This is a genomic window from Rhodococcus sp. C3V, assembly GCF_029269915.1.
Taxonomy (GTDB): domain Bacteria; phylum Actinomycetota; class Actinomycetes; order Mycobacteriales; family Mycobacteriaceae; genus Rhodococcus_F; species Rhodococcus_F qingshengii.
In genome coordinates, this window is record NZ_JARJBE010000008.1 from 201,650 (window position 1) to 222,390 (window position 20,741).

Here is a 20,741-nt window from a genome sequence, read left to right on the forward strand (position 1 = left end):
CCCCTACTACTTCAGTGACCCGTTTCACAGTACCCCGAGCTACCTACCGGTTCCCCGCCGGGGGGAAACGAAGAAAGTACGGATTGGACTCTTTTCGGTGCATCATCACGATCGCCCCGACAGCAGCAACTGCCTGCAGGATTTCCGCTCCGCCGAACAGCAGAGTGGCCGCGCCGCCGTCTCCGCCGAGCCCGAAGATCACCGGGATCGCGGAGACCAGCATGAAGACGCCACAGAACGTCAGCAACATTCGAGCCCAGTTCTTGCCGCGACTCATCGCGCGCACGAACAGAAGGAACACCGCGGTGACGATCACGACCAAAACAGCAGAGAACACGATGACCAGTGGGAACATGCCCTCCACGTCGGAACGCGTCAGACCGGCGTCGACAGCTGCCTGATTTCTGAGCATCTCGTCGACGAACATCGACTTCTGCCCGAGCAGCATCCAGATCATCGCGCCGCCCTGGACCAACCCCAGCGCCGTCACAGCCCACCACAACTGAATCGCAGTCACGACGTCCGTCGGCGGCTCGGGTTTCGGCGCAGGTCCCGGGTATCCGTTGTAACCGGGGCCGTATCCCGGGATCTGACCCGTCGGCATCGGTCCGAGTTCGCGGTACGGCTGATTCTCGAACGGCTGGTTCTCGTAGGGAGGTTCCCGGCGGGGCGGTTCCTGGCGCGACGGCGGCCACTGCTCGGTCATGACACCAGCGTATCGGTCGATACCGGCGCAGCCACCATGCGTGACTCCGTCACAGCCATCCGGCAACTTCCGACGCCCAGTAGGTGAGGACCACGTCGGCACCGGCGCGGCGAATGCTGATGAGCGATTCGAGAATCGCCGCGTCCCGATCGATCCACCCGTTCTGCGCGGCCGCGGTGATCATCGAGTACTCCCCCGAGATCTGGTACGCAGCGACCGGAACCGGGGACCGGTCGGCGGTCTCACGCAGAATGTCCAGGTAGGACATTGCAGGCTTGACCATCACCATGTCGGCGCCCTCGGCGACGTCGAGGTCTACCTCGCGCATCGACTCGCGGCGATTGGCGCCGTCCTGCTGATACGTACGACGGTCGCCTTGCAGTGAGGATCCGACGGCTTCACGGAACGGCCCGTAGAACGCTGACGCATATTTCGCGGCATAGGCGAGCTGACCGACATCGACATACCCCGAAGCATCGAGTGCACCGCGGATCGCAGCCACCTGACCGTCCATCATGCCGCTGGGACCGAGCAGGTGCGCACCCGATTCAGCTTGTGCGAGAGCCATTTCGACGTATCGGATCAAGGTCGCGTCGTTGTCGACAGCGCCGCCGGCAGTCAACACGCCGCAGTGGCCGTGATCGGTGAACTCGTCGAGGCAGGTATCGGCCATGATGACCGTCGAATCGCCGAGTTCGTCTGCCAGAGCGCGCAATCCGACGTTGAGGATTCCGTCGGGATCGGAGGCACCGGACCCCTGGGGATCCTTGTCCTCCGCCTTCGGAACACCGAACAGCATCAGGCCACCGACGCCGGCTTCCACCGCTTCCACCGCTGCGGACCGCAGCGAATCGAGAGTGTGCTGGAAAACGCCTGGCATGGAACTGATCTCACGCGGTGCGTCGATGCCGTCGGCGACGAACATCGGCAAAACGAGGTGCCGGGGTTCGAGCGAGGTCTCTGCCACGAGTCGCCGGAGCGCAGGAGTGCGCCGGAGCCGGCGAGGGCGATGAGTGGGAAACACGAGAAGTAGCCCTCCTTCGTCGGAACCTGTGAGCGGTTGAGGAGTCCACAGACTCCTCAACCCCTCACGGATGCTCTAGCGCCTTCGAGACTTCTTGCGCGGGGGCGGCAAAGCACCTTCGGCGCGCAGACGAGCAGCATGCTCGGCGAGAGCCTCCACCAGCGGTCCCACCTGCGAGGTCTCGGGCTGCACGTCGACGCGCAGACCGAACTCGATAGCGGTTTCGGCCGTCTTCGGGCCGATGCACGCGACCAACGTGCGGGCGTGCGGCTTGCCGGCGATGCCGACGAGGTTGCGCACGGTCGAGGACGAGGTGAAGCAGACGGCGTCGAATCCACCGGTCTTGATCATCTCGCGGGTCTCGGCCGGCGGCGGCGCTGCCCGGACGGTGCGGTAGGCGGTGACGTCGTCGATCTCCCAACCGCGTTCGCGCAGGCCCTCTGCGAGGGTTTCGGTCGCAATGTCCGCCCGCGGCAACAGAACCCGGTTGACCGGATCGAAAACGTCGTCGTACGGGGCGAATTCGGCCAACAGGCCTTCGCTGGACTGCTCACCGGTCGGGATCAGCTCGGGGTTGATGCCGAACGAGCGCACCTTGGCTGCGGTTGCTTCACCGATGCAGGCGATCTTCACACCGGAGAAGGCGCGAGCGTCGAGGCCGAACTCTTCGAACTTCTCCCACACTGCGCGAACAGCATTGGTGGAAGTGAAGACGACCCACTGGTAGCGACCGTCGACGAGTCCCTTGACCGAACGCTCCATCTGAGCCGGGCTGCGAGGCGGCTCGACGGCGATGGTCGGAACCTCGATCGGGATCGCTCCGTGAGTGACCAGACGGTCGCTCATCTCGCCGGCCTGATCCTTGGTGCGCGGCACGAGGACGGTCCAGCCGTACAGAGCGCGCGATTCCCACCACGACATCTTGTTGCGCTGCGCGACAACCTTGCCGACGGTGACGATGAGCGAGCCCACCAGTTCGGATCCGGCTTCGTTGAGCGTCGCGAGAGTTGCCTCGACGGTTCGCTGCTGACGAGTGGTACCGCGGACGGTGATCGCAGCAGGCGTCTGCGGGGCCAAGCCGTTCTCGACCAGCGCGCTGGCGGTCTCGGCGAGATGTCCGGACGTCGCGTGCAGGACAAGCGGTCCCGGTGCAGCGGCCAGAGCAGCCCAGTCGACTTCACCGCGAACGTCGGCCTCGGTGTGACCCGAGCCGAGCGCCATGCCGGCGTAGCTCGGCACAGCCGAACCGGAAGGCAGACCCGGGAGAACCTCGAACTGAACCTGCGTACGGGCGACTGCGGTGACCTCTGCGATCACGGAATCCGTGGTCAGCGGGTCGCCGGAGACCAGACGCACGACGTCGTGGCCGTTCTTGGCCTCGTGCACCAATGTCTTTGCAACCTCGGCAGGCTCGCCGAGTGCCGGACGCACGTCCGCGATCAGCTCGCCGGTCTCCTCGTCGCGGCCCATGTCGATGCCGACGAGTGCGACGACGCCCTTGTCTACATCCGGATCGGTGAATGCCATTGCGGCGCCGGTGAGGACGTCACGTGCGCGAACGGTGAGCAGGGCGGGGTCGCCCGGTCCCGATCCCACGAACAGGATCCGTCCGGGAGTGTTCTTTCGGACTCGGGTCATCGGTGATTCTCCAGTGCGCTGTATCGAAATGGGAACTTGGTGCAAGTGCAAAGTGGGGCGTCAAACATCGGCTGCCTCGCCTGTAGTCACGTTCATCAACTCGCGGGCGCCGAGTTCGAGTAACTCGCGCGCTACCGCTCGGCCGAGTTCCTCGGCCTTGTCCGGCGCACCCACTGCGCCGGTACGGATGACGTCCGAACCGTCGATGGCGGCTGCGCAGCCGCGTACCGACAGTTCGTCGAAGATTCTGCCGTCGTCGTCGAGGGATTCGACGATCTCCGCGATCGCTCCCACCGGAGCGGTGCAGCCGGCTTCCAACTCGGCGAGCAGGGCGCGCTCGGCAGTAACTGCCGCCCGGGTACCCGCGTCGTCGTGCTCGGCGAGGATCGCCGCCAATTCCGCATTGGCAGAAAGGCATTCGACGGCCAGGGCACCCTGCGCCGGAGCGGGGAGCATCTGCACGGGCTCGATATTCTCGGTGATGAGATCGAGCAGCCCGATACGGGACAGGCCGGCGCGAGCGAGGATCACGGCGTCGAGTTCACCGGATTCGACCTTGCCGAGACGGCGCTGCAGGTTGCCCCGCAACGGCACGATGTCGAGGCCGAGACCGAGTGCCTTCAGCTGCGAAACACGGCGCGGCGCGGAGGTTCCCACCTTGGAACCGGCCGGAAGCTCCCCGAGGACCAGACCGTCACGTGCGACGAGCGCGTCACGCGGATCTTCGCGTGGCGGAATCGCCGCGATGACGAAACGCGGGTCCTGCGCGGTCGGTAAGTCCTTGTAGGAATGCACCGCAACGTCGACGCGGTTGTCCAGCAAGGCTTCTCGAAGCTCTGCCGTGAACACTCCGACGCCGATCTTCTGGACGGGATCGGTGGACTGGTCGCCCTTGGTCTTGATGATGACCAACTCGGCGGGATGTCCGGCCGCAACGAGGGCATCGCGCACGGTACCGGCTTGCGTGGTCGCGAGAAGACTTCCGCGAGTGCCGATCCGCAGCGGGCTCCCCGATCGAGGGGTGGTGACGCTCATGCCTGCAGGTCCCTTCCAGTGCGGTCGCCGTCCACCAGATCGGTGGGTGTGGCCACGGCCGCGGGAGATCCGGGGCTGAGTTCGAAGAGTTCGCGCAGCGCTGCTGCGTAGGAGTCGCCGCCGGGGGCCGACGCCAGTTGCTTGACGCGCACGGTCGGGGCGTGGAGAAGCTTGTCCACGACGCGGCGCACGGTGCGCGCAACCTCGTCGCGCTGCGGATCGTCCAGGCCGGGCAGACGCGAATCGAGCCGCATCAGTTCGGCTTCGACGACGTCGGCGGCGCGCTGACGCAAAGCCGTCACGGTCGGAGTGACCTCGGCGAGGCGCTGTCCGGCAAGATAGGTCGCAAGCTCACCGGCGACGATGGTGCGTGCGGCATCTGCGTCGGAAGCGGCTGCGCCCGCCGCTGGATCACGCTGCAGCGTCTCCATGTCGAGAACGGTCACACCCGGCAGGCCGGCGACGGCGGGATCGATGTCGCGCGGCAGTCCGAGGTCGCAGATGACGAGGTGCTTGGTGTTGTCGCGATCGGGCTCGGCGAGTGCGCGGTGCACATCCGCCAGGGTGACCACTGCCCCGACCGCGCCGGTACAGGTGACCATGACATCTGCCTGCGCCATCGCGGCCGAAAGCTGATCGAAGGCAACACCGTCGGCGTCGACGCCGTTGGAGCGTGCCGTCTCTGCCAGGTGCTCGGCGCGTTCCTGTGTCCGGTTGACGACGACGATGCGTGCGATTCCGGCGCGGGTGAGATGCGCAACCGACAGACCGCCCATCGATCCTGCCCCGACAACCACGGCAGTGCGGCCGACCAGGCCGCCCTCACCGATGATGCCCGCTGCACGATCGAGAGCCACGGACACGACTGATGCTCCGGCGGAGTCGATTCCGGTTTCGGAATGCACTCGCTTGCCGACGCGCAGTGCCTGCTGAGCCAGTTCGTGGACGACGCGTCCGGCGGCCTGCTGCGCATCCGAAGATGCGTAGGCCGAACGGATCTGGCCGAGAATCTGCTGTTCGCCGATCACCATCGAATCGAGGCCACTGGCCACGGCGAAGAGATGTTCGACCGCTGCTTCGCTGTAGCGGACGTATGCGTGAGCGTGCAGCGCCGTCAGGTCGAGACCCGAATGGTCGGCCAGGATTTCACCGACCTCGGTGAGTGCACCGTGGAACGCGTCCACCACCGCGTAGACCTCCACCCGGTTACAGGTGGAGACGATCATCGCTTCGGAGATGTGCGAAGACGCCAGAAGCTTGTCGATCAGCTTCGGACGATCGGTGTCGGTGACAGCTACTCGCTCGAGCACCGGGACGGGCGCGGTTCGATGCGAGACCCCGACAAGCAGAACACTCACGGCGCGATCACTGATCCGTTTCTTGTCGAACCTGCTCCGACCGGAGCGGGTGAACTGGTGGATGGGACTGACGAAGCGGATGCGGCGTGAGCCACTCGTACTCGCGGCGCGCTGGATGCCTGATCGGCGTTGCGCGCACTGTTGAAGGAGAGAACCTGCATCTCGACGGCTAGATCTACACGTCGCAGTTCCACGTGATCGGGAACGTCGAGGGCGATCGGCGAAAAACTCATGATGCAGCGCAGCCCGGCGCTGACGAACTGGTCGCACACGCCCTGAGCTGCCTCGTCCGGTGTGGAGATGACGCCGATGGTCGCATTCAGTTCACGGCAGGCGACGGTCAGTTCCTCGGTGCTGCGCACGACGAGATCCCCGACTCTGCTTCCGATTCGATCTGCGTCACTGTCGAAGAGTCCGACCATCTCGAAACCGCGGCGGCTGAATCCGCCGTAACCGACCAGTGCCTTGCCGAGGTTTCCGACTCCGACGAGAACGACCTTGTGCCCACGATCGAGTCCGAGTGCACGCTCGATGCGGATGCGGAGCCTGTTGACGTCGTACCCGACGCCGCGGACACCGTTGGGTCCGAGGAACGACAGATCCTTACGCAACTTCGCTGATCCGACACCTGACGCCTGCGCGAGTTCCTCGCTCGAGACGATGGAGGTACCCCGGTCGGACATCACTCCGAGGACCCGCAGGTATGCGGCCAAGCGCGTCACCGTAGCCTGGGGGATGACGCGATCCTGAGCGATCGGGTCGGTAACCGAGGCGCTGGCAGCGTCGGTGACGGAAGAGCCCGCAGCGCCGGTGACGCGCTGAGCCACAGGCTCATGCGTCTGGTGCGGTTCGGTCACGTCGCTGGCTCCTCGTCCGGTCGACACGACTGTCGACCTCCACGATGCTCCGGGGGAATGTTCACACCACGGTAACCGCTTGTGAACCCATGCACAAAGTTGCTCGAGACGGGTTCGATGTGCCGTTCACCTGCAAAGCGGCTCCGCGGACAACTTTGAGGGTTGCCTTACTTGCGTAAATCGTCACGAAGGCGCTCCTCGTCGACTTCCCAGTAACCGTGCTCGCGTCCGTCGAGAAGAATGACGGGCAATCTGTCTCCGTACTCCGCTCTCAGCTCTGGATCCGTCGCGGCAGCTTCGTCCACGTCGATGCACGTCAATTCCAGCTCGAACTCGGAACAGACCCGTCGCAGGACCTCCGCCGCGCCGACGCAGGACGCGCATCCTGCGCGTGTCAACAGGGTCACTTCATGCGTAGCTGCAGTCATCGACGCATACCTTTCTTCTAGGGGGACGCCATCTACTTGATCGGTCGAGTGTGCCTCCGGAGCCCCACTCGGTACCAAATCGGCGGAGAGGAACGTCACACACCACAGGGAAGGTCACCATCCAACCCATCGGGCCTCATCGCGGAGGATAGGCTGACTCGAAGAGTTCTCTGCTCGAGAATGCAACACGGGAGGTGCGGGTGCCTGCGCGATCACTACCGAACGGCTCCGGATTCGGATCAGGGCTTGCCGGGGTCATTCTCCCCGGACGTCGCCATGTGAAGAATCCGCTGGGCCCGAGTGAGTCGGAAGTTCGAGCCAATCTCGCCGGCGAGGCGAGCGCTGACGCAGCTCTGGCATTGCACGAAGCTGCCAACCCCACAGAACCGGAAACCGGCGAAGAGCCCCCGGCCGTTCCGCGCGACCTCACGGCCGCCGCATTCTTCGACGTCGACAACACCATGGTGCAGGGTGCGTCGATCATCCACTTCGCCCGTGGTCTCGCTGCACGAAAGTATCTCAAGACCTCGGATCTGGTGGATTTCGCGTGGAAGCAGATCAAGTTCCGAGTCACCGGCCGAGAAAGTAGCAACGACGTCGCCGAAGGCCGCGAGAAAGCACTGTCCTTCGTGGCCGGTCGATCCACCGCCGAACTCGCCCGCCTCGGCGAGGAGATCTACGACGAGGTCATCGCCGACAAGATCTGGCCAGGCACGAGGGCGTTGGCCCAGATGCACCTCGACGCCGGACAACAGGTGTGGTTGGTGACGGCAACTCCGGTCGAACTGGCTCAGGTCATCGCCGAGAAACTGGGATTGACCGGCGCCTTGGGCACTGTCGCCGAGAGTGAGGACGGCGTCTTCACCGGCCGACTCGTCGGCGACATCCTGCACGGCATGGGCAAGGCGCACGCCGTACGGACGTTGGCGGTGCGTGAAGGACTCAATCTCAAGCGCTGTTCCGCCTACTCCGACAGCCACAACGACGTTCCGATGCTCTCGTTGGTGGGGACACCGGTGGCGATCAATCCCGACGCAGATCTTCGTGAACTCGCGAAGAACCGCGGGTGGGAAGTTCGCGATTTCCGCACCGGACGAAAGGCCGCCAAGATCGGCGTACCGACGGCGCTGGTGCTCGGAGCGGTCGGCGGGGCGCTCGCGGCAATTCTCGCCAGGCGCAAAGAACAGAACGCCTGAGCGGGTTCGGTCCGGATCGAGCAGCGATCCGGACCGAGCTCAGCCGAGAAAGACGTTGCGACGCTTGGCCAACAGTCGATACAGCGTCTGCTGAATCGTTTCTCGGACGTGGTCCGTGACCTCGAACAGGACCATCGGATCGTCGGCGGCACCGCTCTCGAAGGTGTCGGTGACGATGGGCTTTCCGAACTCGATGTACCACTTCGACGGCAACGGAACCAGGCCGAGCGGCCCGAAGTGTGGAAACAGCGGTGTCACCGGGAAATACGGAAGACCGAGAACGCGTGCGAGTGTGGTGAGATCACCGATTTTGGGATAGATCTCCTCCGAACCCACGATCGAGCACGGAATGATCGGAACACCGGTTCGCATTGCGGCCGACACGAAGCCACCGCGCCCGAACCGCTGCAACTTGTACCGCTCACTGAACGGTTTCCCGATGCCCTTGAATCCTTCCGGGAACACGGCCGCGACTTCACCGTCGTTGAGCAGACGCTCGGCGTCGGGGTTGCAGGCCAACGTATGACCGGCTTTGCGCGCCAGTCCACCCACCACCGGCATCTCGAATGCCATGTCCGCAGCCAACATTCGCAGTGGACGATGCGCTGGATGGTGATCGTGCACGGCAACCGACGTCATCAGTCCGTCGATCGGGATCACACCGGCGTGGTTGGCGACCACAAGCGCTCCCCCGGTGAGGGGAATGTTCTCGATCCCACTGACCTCGACGCGAAACCACTTCTCGAACAACGGGCGCAACATCGGCATGACCACGTTGTCCGCGAAATGCGGGTCGAATCCGAACTCGTCGACCTCGTAGTCGCCGGACACCCGACGTCGGAAGAATTCTGCTGCCGAGGCGATCTGATCGACGATCGCCGACCTGGCCGAATCGACGAACGTGCTCTCACCGCCGTGGTCGGCCGCCGAGGACACTCCGGACGGATGCCGGCGCTCACTTTGTTCACGGATGTCACGCTCCGCACCGGTGACGGACTCACGCGAACGGGAAGTTGCCGACTTTCCGGTGTGAGTTGCGCTGGGCCGCAGGGGAATTACCTTCGCCACGTCAGTCACCCCTTCACCGCACTTCGTCCCGACAGCGGCATGTGCATCACGTCTGCACTTGTTGCCGCCGCGGCGGTGTCACCGCCGAGGATGGTGGTCAACGCATTCTCCGCCCGATCGATCCACTCGGACTTGATGATCCGGCGCGTCTGCATCGCACGCATGAAATCGTCGAGTGCTTGCATGGTGGTCCATCGCGGCTCGAACCCCAGCTCGCTGCGCATGCGAGTGGTGTCGAGTCCGCAGCCGAACCGGAAGTACTCGAGTTGCTCGTCGGTGTACAGCCTCATGGACGACCCCACCAACGCGCTCCCGACGCTGCGGAACAGAGCGAGCGGCATGGGAACTTCCACCCTGCCTGCCCGGCGGATCGCCTGCGACATCATGACCACTCCGTCGCCGGCGATGTTGTACGTACCCGAAGCGTGTCCGATGGTCGCCTTCTCCAGCGCCGCGAGGGCATCCTCGACGTGGAGCAATTGCAGGCGCGCGTTGCGCCCGACGATGGTGGGCACGAGTGGGGCGGTGACGTAGTGCCCGACGGTTGCAGTCAGCTGAGGTCCGATCAACGGCGCCAACCGCAGAATCCCGACCGAGATGTCCGGGCGCCGACGCCCCATTCCGCGGAGGTATCCCTCGATCTCGAGGCTGTCGCGGGCATATCCGCCCGGCGGCCGGCGGCGCGCACTCATTTCTTCGGTGAACTGAGCGGGATCCTTGGCACTGCACCCGTAGACGACCGAAGCCGAGCGCAGGACCACCTTGCGAACCGTCGGAGCTTTCTGACAGACCGCGAACAGTTGCATGGCGCCGATGACGTTCATGTCCTTCATCGCGGCGCGGCTGCCGGCTTTGGGGGCTTTCTGAAGCGTCGACGCGTGCACGACGGTGTCGACCTCGGCGTTTCGGATCACTTTGCCGATCAGCGGATTGCGGATGTCTGCTCGCACGAATTCCGCGCGGCCCATTCTGCGCATCATGTCCTTGCTCGGACTGACGGCGTCGACGGCGATGACACGCTCGATCGACGGATTCTGCGCAAGCCTGGTCACCAGGTAGCCGCCGAGAAATCTGCTCGCCCCGGTCACCAGTACGACGCGAGGCGTCGTGCCCCCTGAAGTGTTGTCACCTTCAACCACCAAGTACCCCCATATCCAGTAGAAACGCGCTCTGCCGAAGCGTCCCTCCCGCGATTTTCCCCCACTTTACGGGCAGAGGGGGTCCCGCGCTGACTACCCAAATTTCGGCCATTCAAGACAAATCGCCCAGCCAATGAGACGTGGCACACATCGCTTCCCCCGAATATGCTGATGCCCGCCACCCCGGAAGGGGTGGCGGGCATCAACAGGTACTGCTTATTTACCGAGTTTCCTGCGCTGTACTCGGGTACGACGAAGCAGCTTGCGGTGCTTCTTCTTCGACATGCGCTTGCGACGCTTCTTGATCACTGAACCCATAGCGGGTGTCCCTCACGTTCTTCTCTAGCGTTCCTGCGCACGCCGGTCACGTACGCCTGCGCCAAGCAATTGGCGCCTGGCCCTCGTTTTAACTAGCTCAGCGCCTTACGACACCAGCTTGCTGGTACGACAGTGACTCATCGTACCGGTGTGGAGTCACTCGGCATAAACCGAGCCTCCGGCACAGCAACCGCTGTGCCCGCGACTCGGCTCACGCCGAGGTCATCCTCTTCGAACCGGCTGGTCAGCCGGCATCGAAGTACGAGGTTTCGAGGTAATCGTGCACTGCCTTCGCATGTACACGGAACGAACGGCCCACTCGTACAGCGGGCAATTCGCCACTGTGTACCAACCGGTACACAGTCATTTTCGACACCCTCATCAAAGTTGCTACCTCAGCAACAGTGAGGAATTGCGTGCCGGCCACTGCCGGCTTTCCGTCGTGGGACGAACCCATGGACGGCTTGTTTGCAGACGCCATTAATCCACATACCTCCAGCACGACTCGCGCCGCCGGCTTCCCCTCCGGCGGAACAGACACGTACGTACTAAGTCGAGCTTAGCTGTACTGGTGGGGTTAAAGCGACGGGTGTGGCTAAACGGACGACTAATCCGCAGCTGCACCCATCGCGGCCGAGCGCGACTTGGCGGCATCCAAGGCATCGAAGAACGCCGTCCGCAGGCCGCCCGCTTCGAGCTGACGCAGTGCCGCAGCCGTCGTTCCGCCCGGTGACGTCACCGCGGCGCGAAGATCCGTCGCGCTGTCGCCGGTGCGATCGAGCATCGCTGCGGAACCGACCATCGTCTGCACCACCAATTCGGTAGCGACTGGGCGCGTCAGGCCGAGACCGACTCCCGCGTCGATCATCGCTTCGGCGACCAGAAAGAAGTAGGCCGGGCCGGAACCGGAGACAGCCGTGACCGCGTCGATCTGCGATTCGGGAACCGTGACCACCTTGCCGACGCTGCCGAGGATGCCGCGTACGAGCTCGAGATGCTCGGCCTTGACGTGCCGTCCGGGCGAGAGCACGCTCACGCCCTCCCCGACCAACATGGGGGTGTTCGGCATGACGCGGATGACCGGGAACCCTGCGGGCAGACGCGTTTCGAAGAATCCCGTGGGGATTCCCGCCGCAAGGGAAACGATCAATTGTTCGAGGTCGCCGTCCAGATCGACCTTCGTCAACGCCGTGAGCGCTGACTCGACGTCGTTCGGCTTCACCGCGATGACGATGACGTCCGCACCCTCGGCGGCATCGGCGACCGTGCTGACGCGGATGGAGTATTCGGCGATCAATTCGTCTGCGCGAGGCTGATATTGCTCGGCGACGACCAGATCCTTGATGGCGTGGCCGGCCTGCAACAGCCCGGAGATCAGCGCCTCGCCGATCTTGCCGCCACCGATAATCGCAATTCTTGTCATGGCGAACAGCCTGCCACGACCGCAGCGATCGACCCTAGCGGGGCATCATCGCCAATTGACGACTCTGGACGACGACTGCGCCCGTCGAATCGAGAACAGCATGATCCTCTTCGAACCACGTGCTGCCCAGAACATCCGAGCTCGCCCGCACGCGAAGCCATCCCGGCGTCGGCAGTCGGCGCAGGTACGTCGTCAACTGCACGGTCGGCGCCCACCCGAACAGGCCGCGGTTCATCGTCACCGGCGCGCTGATGTCACCCGCCATGATCGCGAACAGCACAGCGGTGTCGAGGTCGTTTTCGTCCTCGGGTCGAGGACGGACCCACATCCTGACCTCGGCCTCGCCTTGGCTGCCGGTCAGGAAGTGCGCCGAGGTGGTGTCGATTCGCATGTCGCAACCCTGACCGACATGCACGACCTGCGCCATCGGGTGATCGCCGATGACTGCCACCGCACTCTCCGGCGGTTCCGGTGACATGTCGTCGATCGACGAGGCCGTGACGAAGGTGGGGTCGCCGTCATCGGGGAATCCGAGCGTGACCGCCGCGCGAACAGCGCTGCGGCCCGCCTGGCTCAACTCGACGTCTAATAACGCGACCTGGCGTCCCTGCTTTCGGACGATCACCTCCAGTTCGACTTCACCCGGATCTGGGGCCGACAGATAGTTGGCGCTCACCGCGAGTGGCTGCATCTTCAGAAGCGAGTCGTTCTCACCTGCGCCGTCTCGCAGACATTGACGCGCTGCAGCGGCGCACACAGCCATCATGGAGCCGCCGTGCACTTTCGGCCCGATGGTCCAGATCGAATCGATCGTTGCGGTGAATCGCCCGTCGCCGAGCGAGGTGAGGCGATTGAGATCTTGAAAGGGACTGGTGCTCATCGATTTTCCTGTTCGGTGCTTTCTCGGTGTTGCGGGAAATGTCGTGCGGCCAAATCTTGGTGCGCCAGGCGTCGCAAAGCTGTCAGGACGGGTTCGTACATGGCGGTTCCGAGGACCGCATAGCGAATGCCGTCCTCGGTCGAACTGGTAGGCATCAGCTCGATTTCCACTTCGGCAATCCCTCGGATGTGGTCGCCGTAGGCGCGCAGGCGCGCGTCCGAGAGACTCAGTCCGGCATCCTCGAGGCCGATCAGTGCCCGCTCGAGGTGCGCGACCGCCACGTACCTCGGCTCGAAAACCTGACCGAGAAACTCCAGAACCTTGCGAGCTCTGGGGAACTCTGGATCCGGTTCAGGTTCGACGTACGGGGGTAGTTGCGCGATTGCGCGGCCGAAAGTCTCGAATTCGGATCGTTCGTCAGTGTCCACCAGTTCGAGCACCGCGCGAATCCGTGGAATCGCGAGTCCCGCCCCGGCCAGGGCCCTGATCAACGCGAGTCGCCGGACGTGCTGTTCGCCGTACCTCGCTCCCGTTGCGCTGGTCGGCTCACCCGGCATCAGCAGACCTTCACGGAGGTAGTACTTGATAGTGGCCAGTGCAACGCCGGACTGTGCGGCCAGTTCGGAAACCTTCACCGCTCCTCCGTCCAACTCGCTCGACCCATTACTGGATAGTGATGCTATCCAATGGGGGCCGAGCATCGGTAAGGAGGACACGCCTTGCGCTAGGGTTGAACCTTCTTTGCGCACACCACCAGAAATTTCCGAACGGAGCGAACAGGCGGAATGACGGATTTGCAGTCGGAGGCTCAGCCCGACGAACAGTGGCGCATCGTGGAACCACTGACGCTGACTCCCCTGCTCACCGCCGCACTCGAGGTGTTCCACGAACTCGGTTACCACGGAGCGTCGGTTCGTGACATCGCAAAACGTGCCGGCGTCACCGTGCCGACGCTGTATTACCACCACGGCAACAAACAGGGCATCCTCGTCGCGCTGATGGAACCGGGCATCGAGAACGTCACCGCACGCGCGAGCGCTGCGGTCGACGCTGCCGGACCGTCGCCGACGGCACAGTTCGGCAATCTCGTCGAGGCGTGTGTTCTGCACATGACCAGTCGCTCCGACATAGCCTTCCTCGATTCCGAACTGCGGTACCTCGAGGACGCGGAACGAAAGAGCTACGCCGCCAAGCGAAAGAAGCTCGAGAACCTACTCGTCGACGTACTGACGGCAGGCGTCGAGAGCGGTGAGTTCACGGTCCCGGACATCACCGGAACGGGCCGTGCACTACTGGGAATGTGTCAGTCCGTCGTCCTCTGGTATCGACTCGACGGACCGCAGACTCCGCGCGAAGTCAGTGTTCTCTACCGCGAGATAGCCCTGAAAGCCGTCGGCGTCACTTCTTGAGCACTGAACTTCCCGGCATGTCCGATTAGCCCTTAACTGACGAACGTCACACCTGTCGGCTGACACCGAAACCGGGACGCGCCCACGGTCGCGGGTCCACACTTAGAAGCAGAGATGCGCGGGGTGGATCCGCAGACCGAGGGAGTTCTTGACGTATGGCCAACAGCAATCCATTTGTTCCTCCTAGCGCGGTCGACGTCGACCTTTCCGCGGTCGCCTGGGGGGCGAACCGCACGATGTCCGACTTCGAGACTGGAATGTGGCGGATGGAAGAGGCGCAGCCGCAACTGCGCTCACCGATCGTTGCGGTAGAGGTACTCGATCGTGCCCCGGACTGGGATCGACTTCTCGACGCAGTCGAGTGGGCATCGCACGTGGTTCCGCGTATTCGTATGCGAGCAGTGGAACCGGCAATGCAGCTGGGCAATCCGGTGTGGTCCGTCGATCCCGAGTTCGACATCGGCTACCACCTACGACGCGTCCGCTTACCTGCACCGGCGGACTTCGATCACGCACTGCGCATGTGTCGTCACCTTGCGACGGAACCTTTCGACAAGGCTCGACCGCCGTGGAGCGCGCTGCTCATCGAAGGTCTCGACGACGGTCGCGCCGTGTTCGTGGTCAAGACTCACCACTCCATCACCGACGGCATGGGCGGCATCCAGATGATGACGCTCCTGCACAGCAGACGCCCGGACCCCACTCCGAACAAGCCCGACCGCACACCGCCTGCTCCTGAGCATCTGTCGTCGGTGGGCGCCTTCGGCGAGGAGGTGGTCAGCGAGATCCGGCGTGCGCCCTCGCGTATCGCCAAGCTGGTCCGTGGTGCCACCAATGTTGCGACCACGGCGATCTCGAGTCCGATCACGACAGCTTCCGAGGTCCTCGGTTACGCCAATTCACTCCGCAAGATCGTCACTCCCCCAGCTCGTTCCGGTTCCCCTCTGCTCCACGATCGTGGTCTCGGACGATGGTTCGGAACTCTCGAAGTGGGTGTTCCCGAGCTCAAGGCCGGAGCAAAAGCTGCCGGCGGCTCACTCAACGACGCGTACGTCGCCGCTTTGCTCGGCGGCTTCCATCGCTACCACGAAGCCTTCGGACAATCCGTCGAGAGCATCCCGATGGGTATGCCGATCAGCATGCGCACGGGCGCGGATGCCAACGGCGGCAACCGGTTTGCAGCCGTTCGCTTCAACGGCCCGGTCGCCGAAACGGATCCGGCCAAACGCATCAGGCAGGTGCGAGAGATCGTTCTGAGTCTGCGTGAGGAACCGGCGTTGGACGCTATCGACGTCGCCGCCCCGATCCTCGCTCGCCTGCCGAACTATCTACTCGCGAACTGGTATCTGTCCCAGTCGACAGGACTGGACCTGCAGGCGAGCAACGTCGCCGGCGTACCGGTACCGGTCTATCTCGCCGGAGCGAAGATCGAGCGGATGTTCCCGTTCGGCCCGGCGCCCGGTTGCGCGGCGATGGCGACACTGGTCTCCCACGTCGGGGTGTGCTGTATCGGAATCAATCTCGACACCGCCGCGATCACGAAGCCCGCGCTGCTGATGCAGTGCTTGCAGGAGAGCCTGGACGAGATCGTCGCTCTCGGAGTCACAACGGAAGGTGCGTGAGTCATGAGCGAGAACACGACTAACCCGCGCGTGTACCTCACCGAAACCATGACAGAGGCCGAAGCCGGCGTGCTGCGAAAGTGGCTTGCCGACAAGGCAAGCTCATCCGAAACTCGGCCGGTCACCGTCAACATCACCGACAAGACCCTGGCAGAACTGGCGGCACGGACCGACGACCCGATGCTCGCACCGCTTCGCGTGGTGTGGATTCCGGACACCCATACCAAGCACAACGTCGCGGTGCGACTACGTGATGCGCTGGCACCACGCGATCCTCTCCACCCCGGACGCGGTGCACAACGCAGAACCCTGCGCACCGACCCCTCTCGGTGCCAGGTCATCGAAGGTGAACCCGCACCACTGAGCGATCTCGAGCGTCGCCTCGAAAAGAGCGGTGGCGGTTCGCTACCGGAGTTCATCCGACGGCAGGCCGCTCTGGCACTCGAACGCGCCGAATTGGGCCTACTGGGTGGCCAGTACAAGGTGTCACGGTTCGTCGTCGACGAGATCACCGACACCCGCCGATTCGCCACCGAGGTCATGGCTTTGGCCGACCGGTTGAACATCGCCGTCGCCGAAGTCGATCGCCGCGCACGTGAAGCTCTCGAAGAAATGGTTGCCACCCAGAGTCGCCAAGCCATCGCGGTGTGGGATCGCCTGGGCCGCTACTTCGCTCGCGCCTACAAGCTGGACGTGGACACGAGCCGCTTCGAGGAACTCCGTGAGCTGAACAAGGAACACTCACTGGTCTTCCTCCCCAGTCACCGTTCGTACCTCGATCCCCTCGTCCTGCGTCCGGCGTTGATCGCGAACGGCTTGCCGCTCAATCACGTCATGGGCGGCCTCAACATCAGTTTCTGGCCCATGGGCTCGATCCTCAAGCGCAGCGGCACCGTCTTCATTCGTCGAAGCATCGGCAACGACGAGGTCTACAAGTGGTCGATGCACGAGTACATGCGCTATCTGCTGACCAAGCGCTTCAATCTGGAGTGGTACATCGAAGGTGGACGCGGACGTACCGGGAAACTACGCCCGCCGCGCTTCGGTCTCCTGACCTACCTGACCAAGGCATTTCAGGTCAGCGGAGCGTCCGACGTGTACCTCGTCCCGGTTGCGCTGAGCTACGACCAACTCTACGAGGTCGGGGCCATGGCTGCCGAGGCGCTCGGCGCCGAGAAGACACCGGAAGGCCTGCGCTGGATGGTGGGTTACGTACGCGCCCAGGGAAAACGCAACGGTGTCGCGCACGTGACCATCGGCCGGCCGCTCTCACTCGCGGACGCACTCAGCCAGGAAACCGATCAGCGCCTCGCCATTCAGAAGGCCGGCATCGAGGTGTGTCACCGCATCAACGAGGTCACCCCGGTGACCGTGTCTTCACTGGCGATGTTGGCGTTCCTCGGAATCGAAGACCGGGCGTTGACAGTTCGTGAACTCACCGCGATTCTCACGCCGCTGTTCGGCTACATCACCGCGCGAAATCTTCCGATCGCCGGCGACGTCGAACTGTCCGATCCGCGTGTCATCGAGAAGGCATTGCAGACACACGTCGATTCCGGGGTGCTCGAGCGCTTCGATCGGGGCGGCGAGCAGGTCTTCTACCTCGGCAAGGACCAGCATCTTGTCGCTGCCTTCTACCGCAACAACACGATTCACTTTCTTGTCGTGCGTGCCATCACCGAACTCGTACTTCAGGCAGCCGTCGAAGAGCGGTTCGAGGACCCCATCGGGGACGGGTGGGCAGAGGCCAAGCGCATCCGAGATTTGTTGAAATTCGAGTTCTTCTTCAGTGACCGGGACACGTTCGAGCAGGAGATGCGGACCGAGCTGACGCTGATCGACCCCGAGTGGGAAACCGTCATGGCCGACGACAAACGAACCGAGCACATGATCGAGACGGTTCGCCCGTACCTCGCGCACCGCGTGCTCCAACCGTTCCTCGAGGCGTACCAGGTTGTCGCCGATCAGCTTGTGCTCGCGCCGATTTCGACATCGTTCGACGAAAAGTCGTTCATCAGCAACTGCATCGACGTCGCACATCAGCGTCGACTGCGGCAGCAGATCGCCAGCAACGAATCCGTCTCCGGTGAGTTGTTCGCCACCGCACTGAATTTGGCGCGCAACCGTAACTTGATCGAAGTCGACGACGACGGAGTCCGGGCCCGGCGCCTGGCATTCGCTGCCGAGATCAAGGTTCAGGTCGAGCGCCTGCGTCACCTTCGCGCACTCGCGCATGCACGACTCGATCAGGTGGCGATGCCGGTACCGGACGCCGCTGCGGTAGTGACCATTCCAGAAGCAAACCGAGCGCCCGCCGCGAACGAGGAAGTAGGACTGTGACCGGACTCGAGCGTCTGCACTCCGCCATCGAAGCCGCCCCGCCCGGGCCCGGAACGATCGCCGCCTTCGACCTCGACGGCACCTTGATCAGCGGGTACTCGGCCAGCGTTGTGTACCGAGACCGCCTGCGACGCTTGGATATCAGCGTCGGCGAACTCTTGCGCACCACCGGTGCCGCGATCGACACCCAATTCCGCGGTGCTGACGTCGGAGCACTGATGGACATCGGCGTTCGAGCCCTGGGCGGCCGTACCGTCGAGGAACTGAACGACTGGGGCCGACGGCTGTTCAAGCAGGAAATCGCCGCGATGATCTACCCGGAAGCCCGCGGACTACTGGCGGCACACCGGCGAGCCGGCCACACGATCGTGATGGCTACGTCGGCGACTCCGTTCCAGGCCAAGTACGTCGCCGAAGATCTCGACATCGAAGACGTGCTGTGCACCGAGCCCGAAGTCGTCGACGGCATGCTCACCGGCGAACTGTCTTCGCCCGCACTGTGGGGGCCGGCCAAGGCCAATGCCCTTGCAGGCTATGCCGAGAAGATGGGCGCCGATCTGAAGAACGCGTTTGCGTACTCCAACGGTGTCGAAGACGTCTTCATGCTCGAGGCCGTCGGGCGACCTGTCGCGTTGAATCCCGATCGTGGTCTGGCCAAGATCGCGTTGCGCAATCACTGGCCTTCGGTCAGCCTGCGTAAACCGCAGCGAGGCGCAACACCGATCTCCACGATCCGAACGGCGACGGCCATGGGCGCGCTTGCTGCCACCGCCGCACTCGGTGCGTCGGCAGGCATTGTCACCGGGAACCGTCAACTGGGTGCGAACCTGGTCGGCACGTACGGCCCCGACATCTCGCTCTCACTGCTGGGCATCGACGTCGAGATCGACGGCGAGCACAACGTGTGGGATCACCGCCCGGCGGTGTTCATGTTCAACCATCAGAGTTCCCTGGACATGTTGGTCCTGGGCACCGTGATCAAGCGTGACGTGACCGGCGTCGCGAAGAAGGAGGCGGCAAGCGATCCGCGGTTCATGCCCGTCGGTGCACTGCTCGACGTCGCCTACATCGACCGCACCGACACCACGAAGGCGAAGGCTGCACTGCAACCGGCAGTAGACAAGCTGAAGAATGGTGTCTCGATAGTCATAGCTCCGGAGGGCACCCGTTCTCCGACGCCACGTCTGGGCCCTTTCAAGAAGGGTGGATTCCACTTGGCGATCCAAGCCGGTGTGCCGATCGTGCCCGTGGTGATTCACAACGCGGGTGAACGGATGTGGCGCAATTCGCTTGTCGCCCATCCAGGCCCGGTCTATGTCTCGGTGCTCGATCCCATCTCGACCGAAGGCTGGGAGACCAAAGACCTCGACGCACACGTCGAGAAGGTGCGCGCGCAGTTCGAAGCTGCGCTACTTGCCGGCCACCGCTGAGCGTGCCAGGTGCTCGCGTGCAAACGCGAGCGCCTGCGCCAGCATCGACGCCCGCTCCCGCCGGGTGCGCGCGTTCTGCGTGTTGATCTCGATGACTGCCTGGCCGCTGAATTCGCTCGCAGCCAATTGCTGACACAACTCCGCGCACGGCTGTGAGCCATGCCCCGGAATCAGGTGCTCGTCCATCGACGCCCCGCGACCGTCGGCCAGGTGCAGGTGCTCGAGCCCCTTGCCCATACGGGAGGCCAACTCCAGGGCATCCATGCCCGCCGTCGCGGTGTGCGACAGGTCGAGTGTGTAGTGAGCGTGATCGGAATCGGTCGGGTCGTACGACGGACTGAACGCGGACAACGCTGCCCCTGGACCGCCACGTTTACGCAGACGCTCCGCGGACTTGTCCTTGCCCCCGAAGAAGCTGTCGGCGCGCATGGGGAACATGTTCTCCACCGCCACCACGACGCTGCTCTTCGATTCGAGATCGACAACCTGTTCCGCGAAGCCTTCGGCGTACTTGCGCTGCCACCGGAACGGCGGGTGGACGACCACCGTCGTCGCTCCCAAGGTTTCGGCGGTGCGCACCGAACGCTCGAGCTTCTCGACCGGATCGGAACCCCACACGCGCTGCGAAATCAGCAGACACGGCGCATGCACGGCCTGCACCGGAATGGCGTACTTGCGAACGAGGGCGGCAACAGCACCGATGTCCTGACTCACGGATTCGGCCCACACCATCAGTTCGACACCGTCGTATCCGAGATCAGCGGCGTAGCGAAATGCTGCTTCCGTGTTCTCCGGATATACCGAAGCCGTCGACAAGCCGACGGCTATCGGCCGACGAACCATGCGCTGCGATCCCCCGATCATCGTCCG

At 63.8% G+C, this 20,741-nt stretch carries 19 protein-coding genes and 1 pseudogene; 5 read left to right on the top strand and 15 right to left on the bottom strand.

Annotated features, from left to right (window positions below):
• Positions 1 to 43 precede the first annotated feature (43 nt).
• The 7 genes and pseudogenes from P3G66_RS21240 to P3G66_RS21270 all read right to left on the bottom strand — a co-directional run bounded on the left by P3G66_RS21240 (position 44) and on the right by P3G66_RS21270 (position 7,046).
• Entirely contained in the window at positions 44 to 706 is a 663-nt protein-coding gene (locus P3G66_RS21240; RefSeq protein WP_003942024.1) for a hypothetical protein, read from the bottom strand.
• Between the two features lie 49 nt (positions 707 to 755).
• Positions 756 to 1,730, bottom strand: coding sequence for a porphobilinogen synthase (gene hemB, locus P3G66_RS21245; RefSeq protein ID WP_007735309.1), 975 nt, complete (start codon positions 1,728 to 1,730; stop codon positions 756 to 758).
• Positions 1,731 to 1,805: 75 nt separating this feature from the next.
• Complete coding sequence (locus tag P3G66_RS21250) at positions 1,806 to 3,368, bottom strand: bifunctional uroporphyrinogen-III C-methyltransferase/uroporphyrinogen-III synthase (protein WP_003941969.1); 1,563 nt, start codon at positions 3,366 to 3,368, stop codon at positions 1,806 to 1,808.
• Positions 3,369 to 3,428: 60 nt separating this feature from the next.
• Complete coding sequence (gene hemC, locus P3G66_RS21255; RefSeq protein WP_065455925.1) at positions 3,429 to 4,403, bottom strand: hydroxymethylbilane synthase; 975 nt, start codon at positions 4,401 to 4,403, stop codon at positions 3,429 to 3,431.
• A gap of 35 nt (positions 4,404 to 4,438) precedes the next feature.
• Positions 4,439 to 5,761: pseudogene (locus P3G66_RS21260) on the bottom strand (glutamyl-tRNA reductase); the annotation flags it as partial.
• Complete coding sequence (locus P3G66_RS21265; RefSeq protein ID WP_042923244.1) at positions 5,758 to 6,645, bottom strand: redox-sensing transcriptional repressor Rex; 888 nt, start codon at positions 6,643 to 6,645, stop codon at positions 5,758 to 5,760. The pseudogene P3G66_RS21260 and the gene P3G66_RS21265, both read right to left, overlap by 4 nt.
• 140 nt (positions 6,646 to 6,785) lie before the next feature.
• The gene (locus P3G66_RS21270; RefSeq protein WP_003941953.1) at positions 6,786 to 7,046 is read right to left on the bottom strand and encodes a glutaredoxin family protein; all 261 of its coding nucleotides are present in this window, start codon (positions 7,044 to 7,046) and stop codon (positions 6,786 to 6,788) included.
• 200 nt (positions 7,047 to 7,246) lie between these two features.
• Here P3G66_RS21270 and P3G66_RS21275 point away from each other — a divergent pair, with 200 nt between their 5' ends.
• Positions 7,247 to 8,242: an HAD-IB family hydrolase gene (locus P3G66_RS21275; RefSeq protein ID WP_081558766.1), complete on the top strand. Its 996-nt coding sequence runs from the start codon at positions 7,247 to 7,249 to the stop codon at positions 8,240 to 8,242.
• Positions 8,243 to 8,281: 39 nt separating this feature from the next.
• Here P3G66_RS21275 and P3G66_RS21280 read toward each other — a convergent pair whose 3' ends face one another.
• The 7 genes from P3G66_RS21280 to P3G66_RS21310 all read right to left on the bottom strand — a co-directional run bounded on the left by P3G66_RS21280 (position 8,282) and on the right by P3G66_RS21310 (position 13,705).
• Positions 8,282 to 9,319: a lysophospholipid acyltransferase family protein gene (locus P3G66_RS21280; protein ID WP_042923247.1), complete on the bottom strand. Its 1,038-nt coding sequence runs from the start codon at positions 9,317 to 9,319 to the stop codon at positions 8,282 to 8,284.
• On the bottom strand, positions 9,316 to 10,449 hold the full coding sequence (locus P3G66_RS21285) for an NAD-dependent epimerase/dehydratase family protein (protein WP_003941967.1): 1,134 nt from the start codon (positions 10,447 to 10,449) through the stop codon (positions 9,316 to 9,318). The genes P3G66_RS21280 and P3G66_RS21285 overlap by 4 nt, the downstream gene beginning before the upstream one ends.
• 216 nt (positions 10,450 to 10,665) lie before the next feature.
• A complete protein-coding gene (locus P3G66_RS21290) occupies positions 10,666 to 10,767 on the bottom strand; it encodes an AURKAIP1/COX24 domain-containing protein (RefSeq protein ID WP_003402602.1) in 102 nt (33 codons plus the stop codon).
• 244 nt (positions 10,768 to 11,011) lie between these two features.
• A complete protein-coding gene (locus P3G66_RS21295; RefSeq protein WP_263284141.1) occupies positions 11,012 to 11,224 on the bottom strand; it encodes a helix-turn-helix domain-containing protein in 213 nt (70 codons plus the stop codon).
• 150 nt (positions 11,225 to 11,374) lie between these two features.
• Positions 11,375 to 12,190 (bottom strand): pyrroline-5-carboxylate reductase, encoded by an 816-nt coding sequence (gene proC / locus P3G66_RS21300; RefSeq protein WP_003941923.1) that lies wholly within the window; start codon positions 12,188 to 12,190, stop codon positions 11,375 to 11,377.
• Between the two features lie 34 nt (positions 12,191 to 12,224).
• A complete protein-coding gene (locus P3G66_RS21305; RefSeq protein WP_276117078.1) occupies positions 12,225 to 13,070 on the bottom strand; it encodes a thioesterase family protein in 846 nt (281 codons plus the stop codon).
• The gene (locus P3G66_RS21310; protein ID WP_063314776.1) at positions 13,067 to 13,705 is read right to left on the bottom strand and encodes a MerR family transcriptional regulator; all 639 of its coding nucleotides are present in this window, start codon (positions 13,703 to 13,705) and stop codon (positions 13,067 to 13,069) included. The genes P3G66_RS21305 and P3G66_RS21310 overlap by 4 nt, the downstream gene beginning before the upstream one ends.
• A 150-nt stretch (positions 13,706 to 13,855) precedes the next feature.
• Between P3G66_RS21310 and P3G66_RS21315 the strand changes: the two genes are divergently transcribed.
• From P3G66_RS21315 to P3G66_RS21330, 4 genes are all read left to right on the top strand, one after another.
• A complete protein-coding gene (locus tag P3G66_RS21315; protein ID WP_003942051.1) occupies positions 13,856 to 14,479 on the top strand; it encodes a TetR/AcrR family transcriptional regulator in 624 nt (207 codons plus the stop codon).
• A 155-nt stretch (positions 14,480 to 14,634) separates the two neighbouring features.
• On the top strand, positions 14,635 to 16,101 hold the full coding sequence (locus tag P3G66_RS21320) for a wax ester/triacylglycerol synthase domain-containing protein (protein ID WP_003941881.1): 1,467 nt from the start codon (positions 14,635 to 14,637) through the stop codon (positions 16,099 to 16,101).
• Between the two features lie 3 nt (positions 16,102 to 16,104).
• Positions 16,105 to 18,441, top strand: coding sequence for a glycerol-3-phosphate 1-O-acyltransferase (locus tag P3G66_RS21325; RefSeq protein WP_007735324.1), 2,337 nt, complete (start codon positions 16,105 to 16,107; stop codon positions 18,439 to 18,441).
• Positions 18,438 to 19,871: an HAD-IB family hydrolase gene (locus P3G66_RS21330; RefSeq protein WP_003941905.1), complete on the top strand. Its 1,434-nt coding sequence runs from the start codon at positions 18,438 to 18,440 to the stop codon at positions 19,869 to 19,871. The genes P3G66_RS21325 and P3G66_RS21330 overlap by 4 nt, the downstream gene beginning before the upstream one ends.
• On the opposite strand, the gene P3G66_RS21335 is transcribed toward P3G66_RS21330, so the two are convergent.
• Complete coding sequence (locus P3G66_RS21335; RefSeq protein WP_276117079.1) at positions 19,851 to 20,735, bottom strand: sugar phosphate isomerase/epimerase; 885 nt, start codon at positions 20,733 to 20,735, stop codon at positions 19,851 to 19,853. The two genes, P3G66_RS21330 and P3G66_RS21335, sit on opposite strands and share 21 nt — an antisense overlap.
• Positions 20,736 to 20,741: the final 6 nt, after the last annotated feature.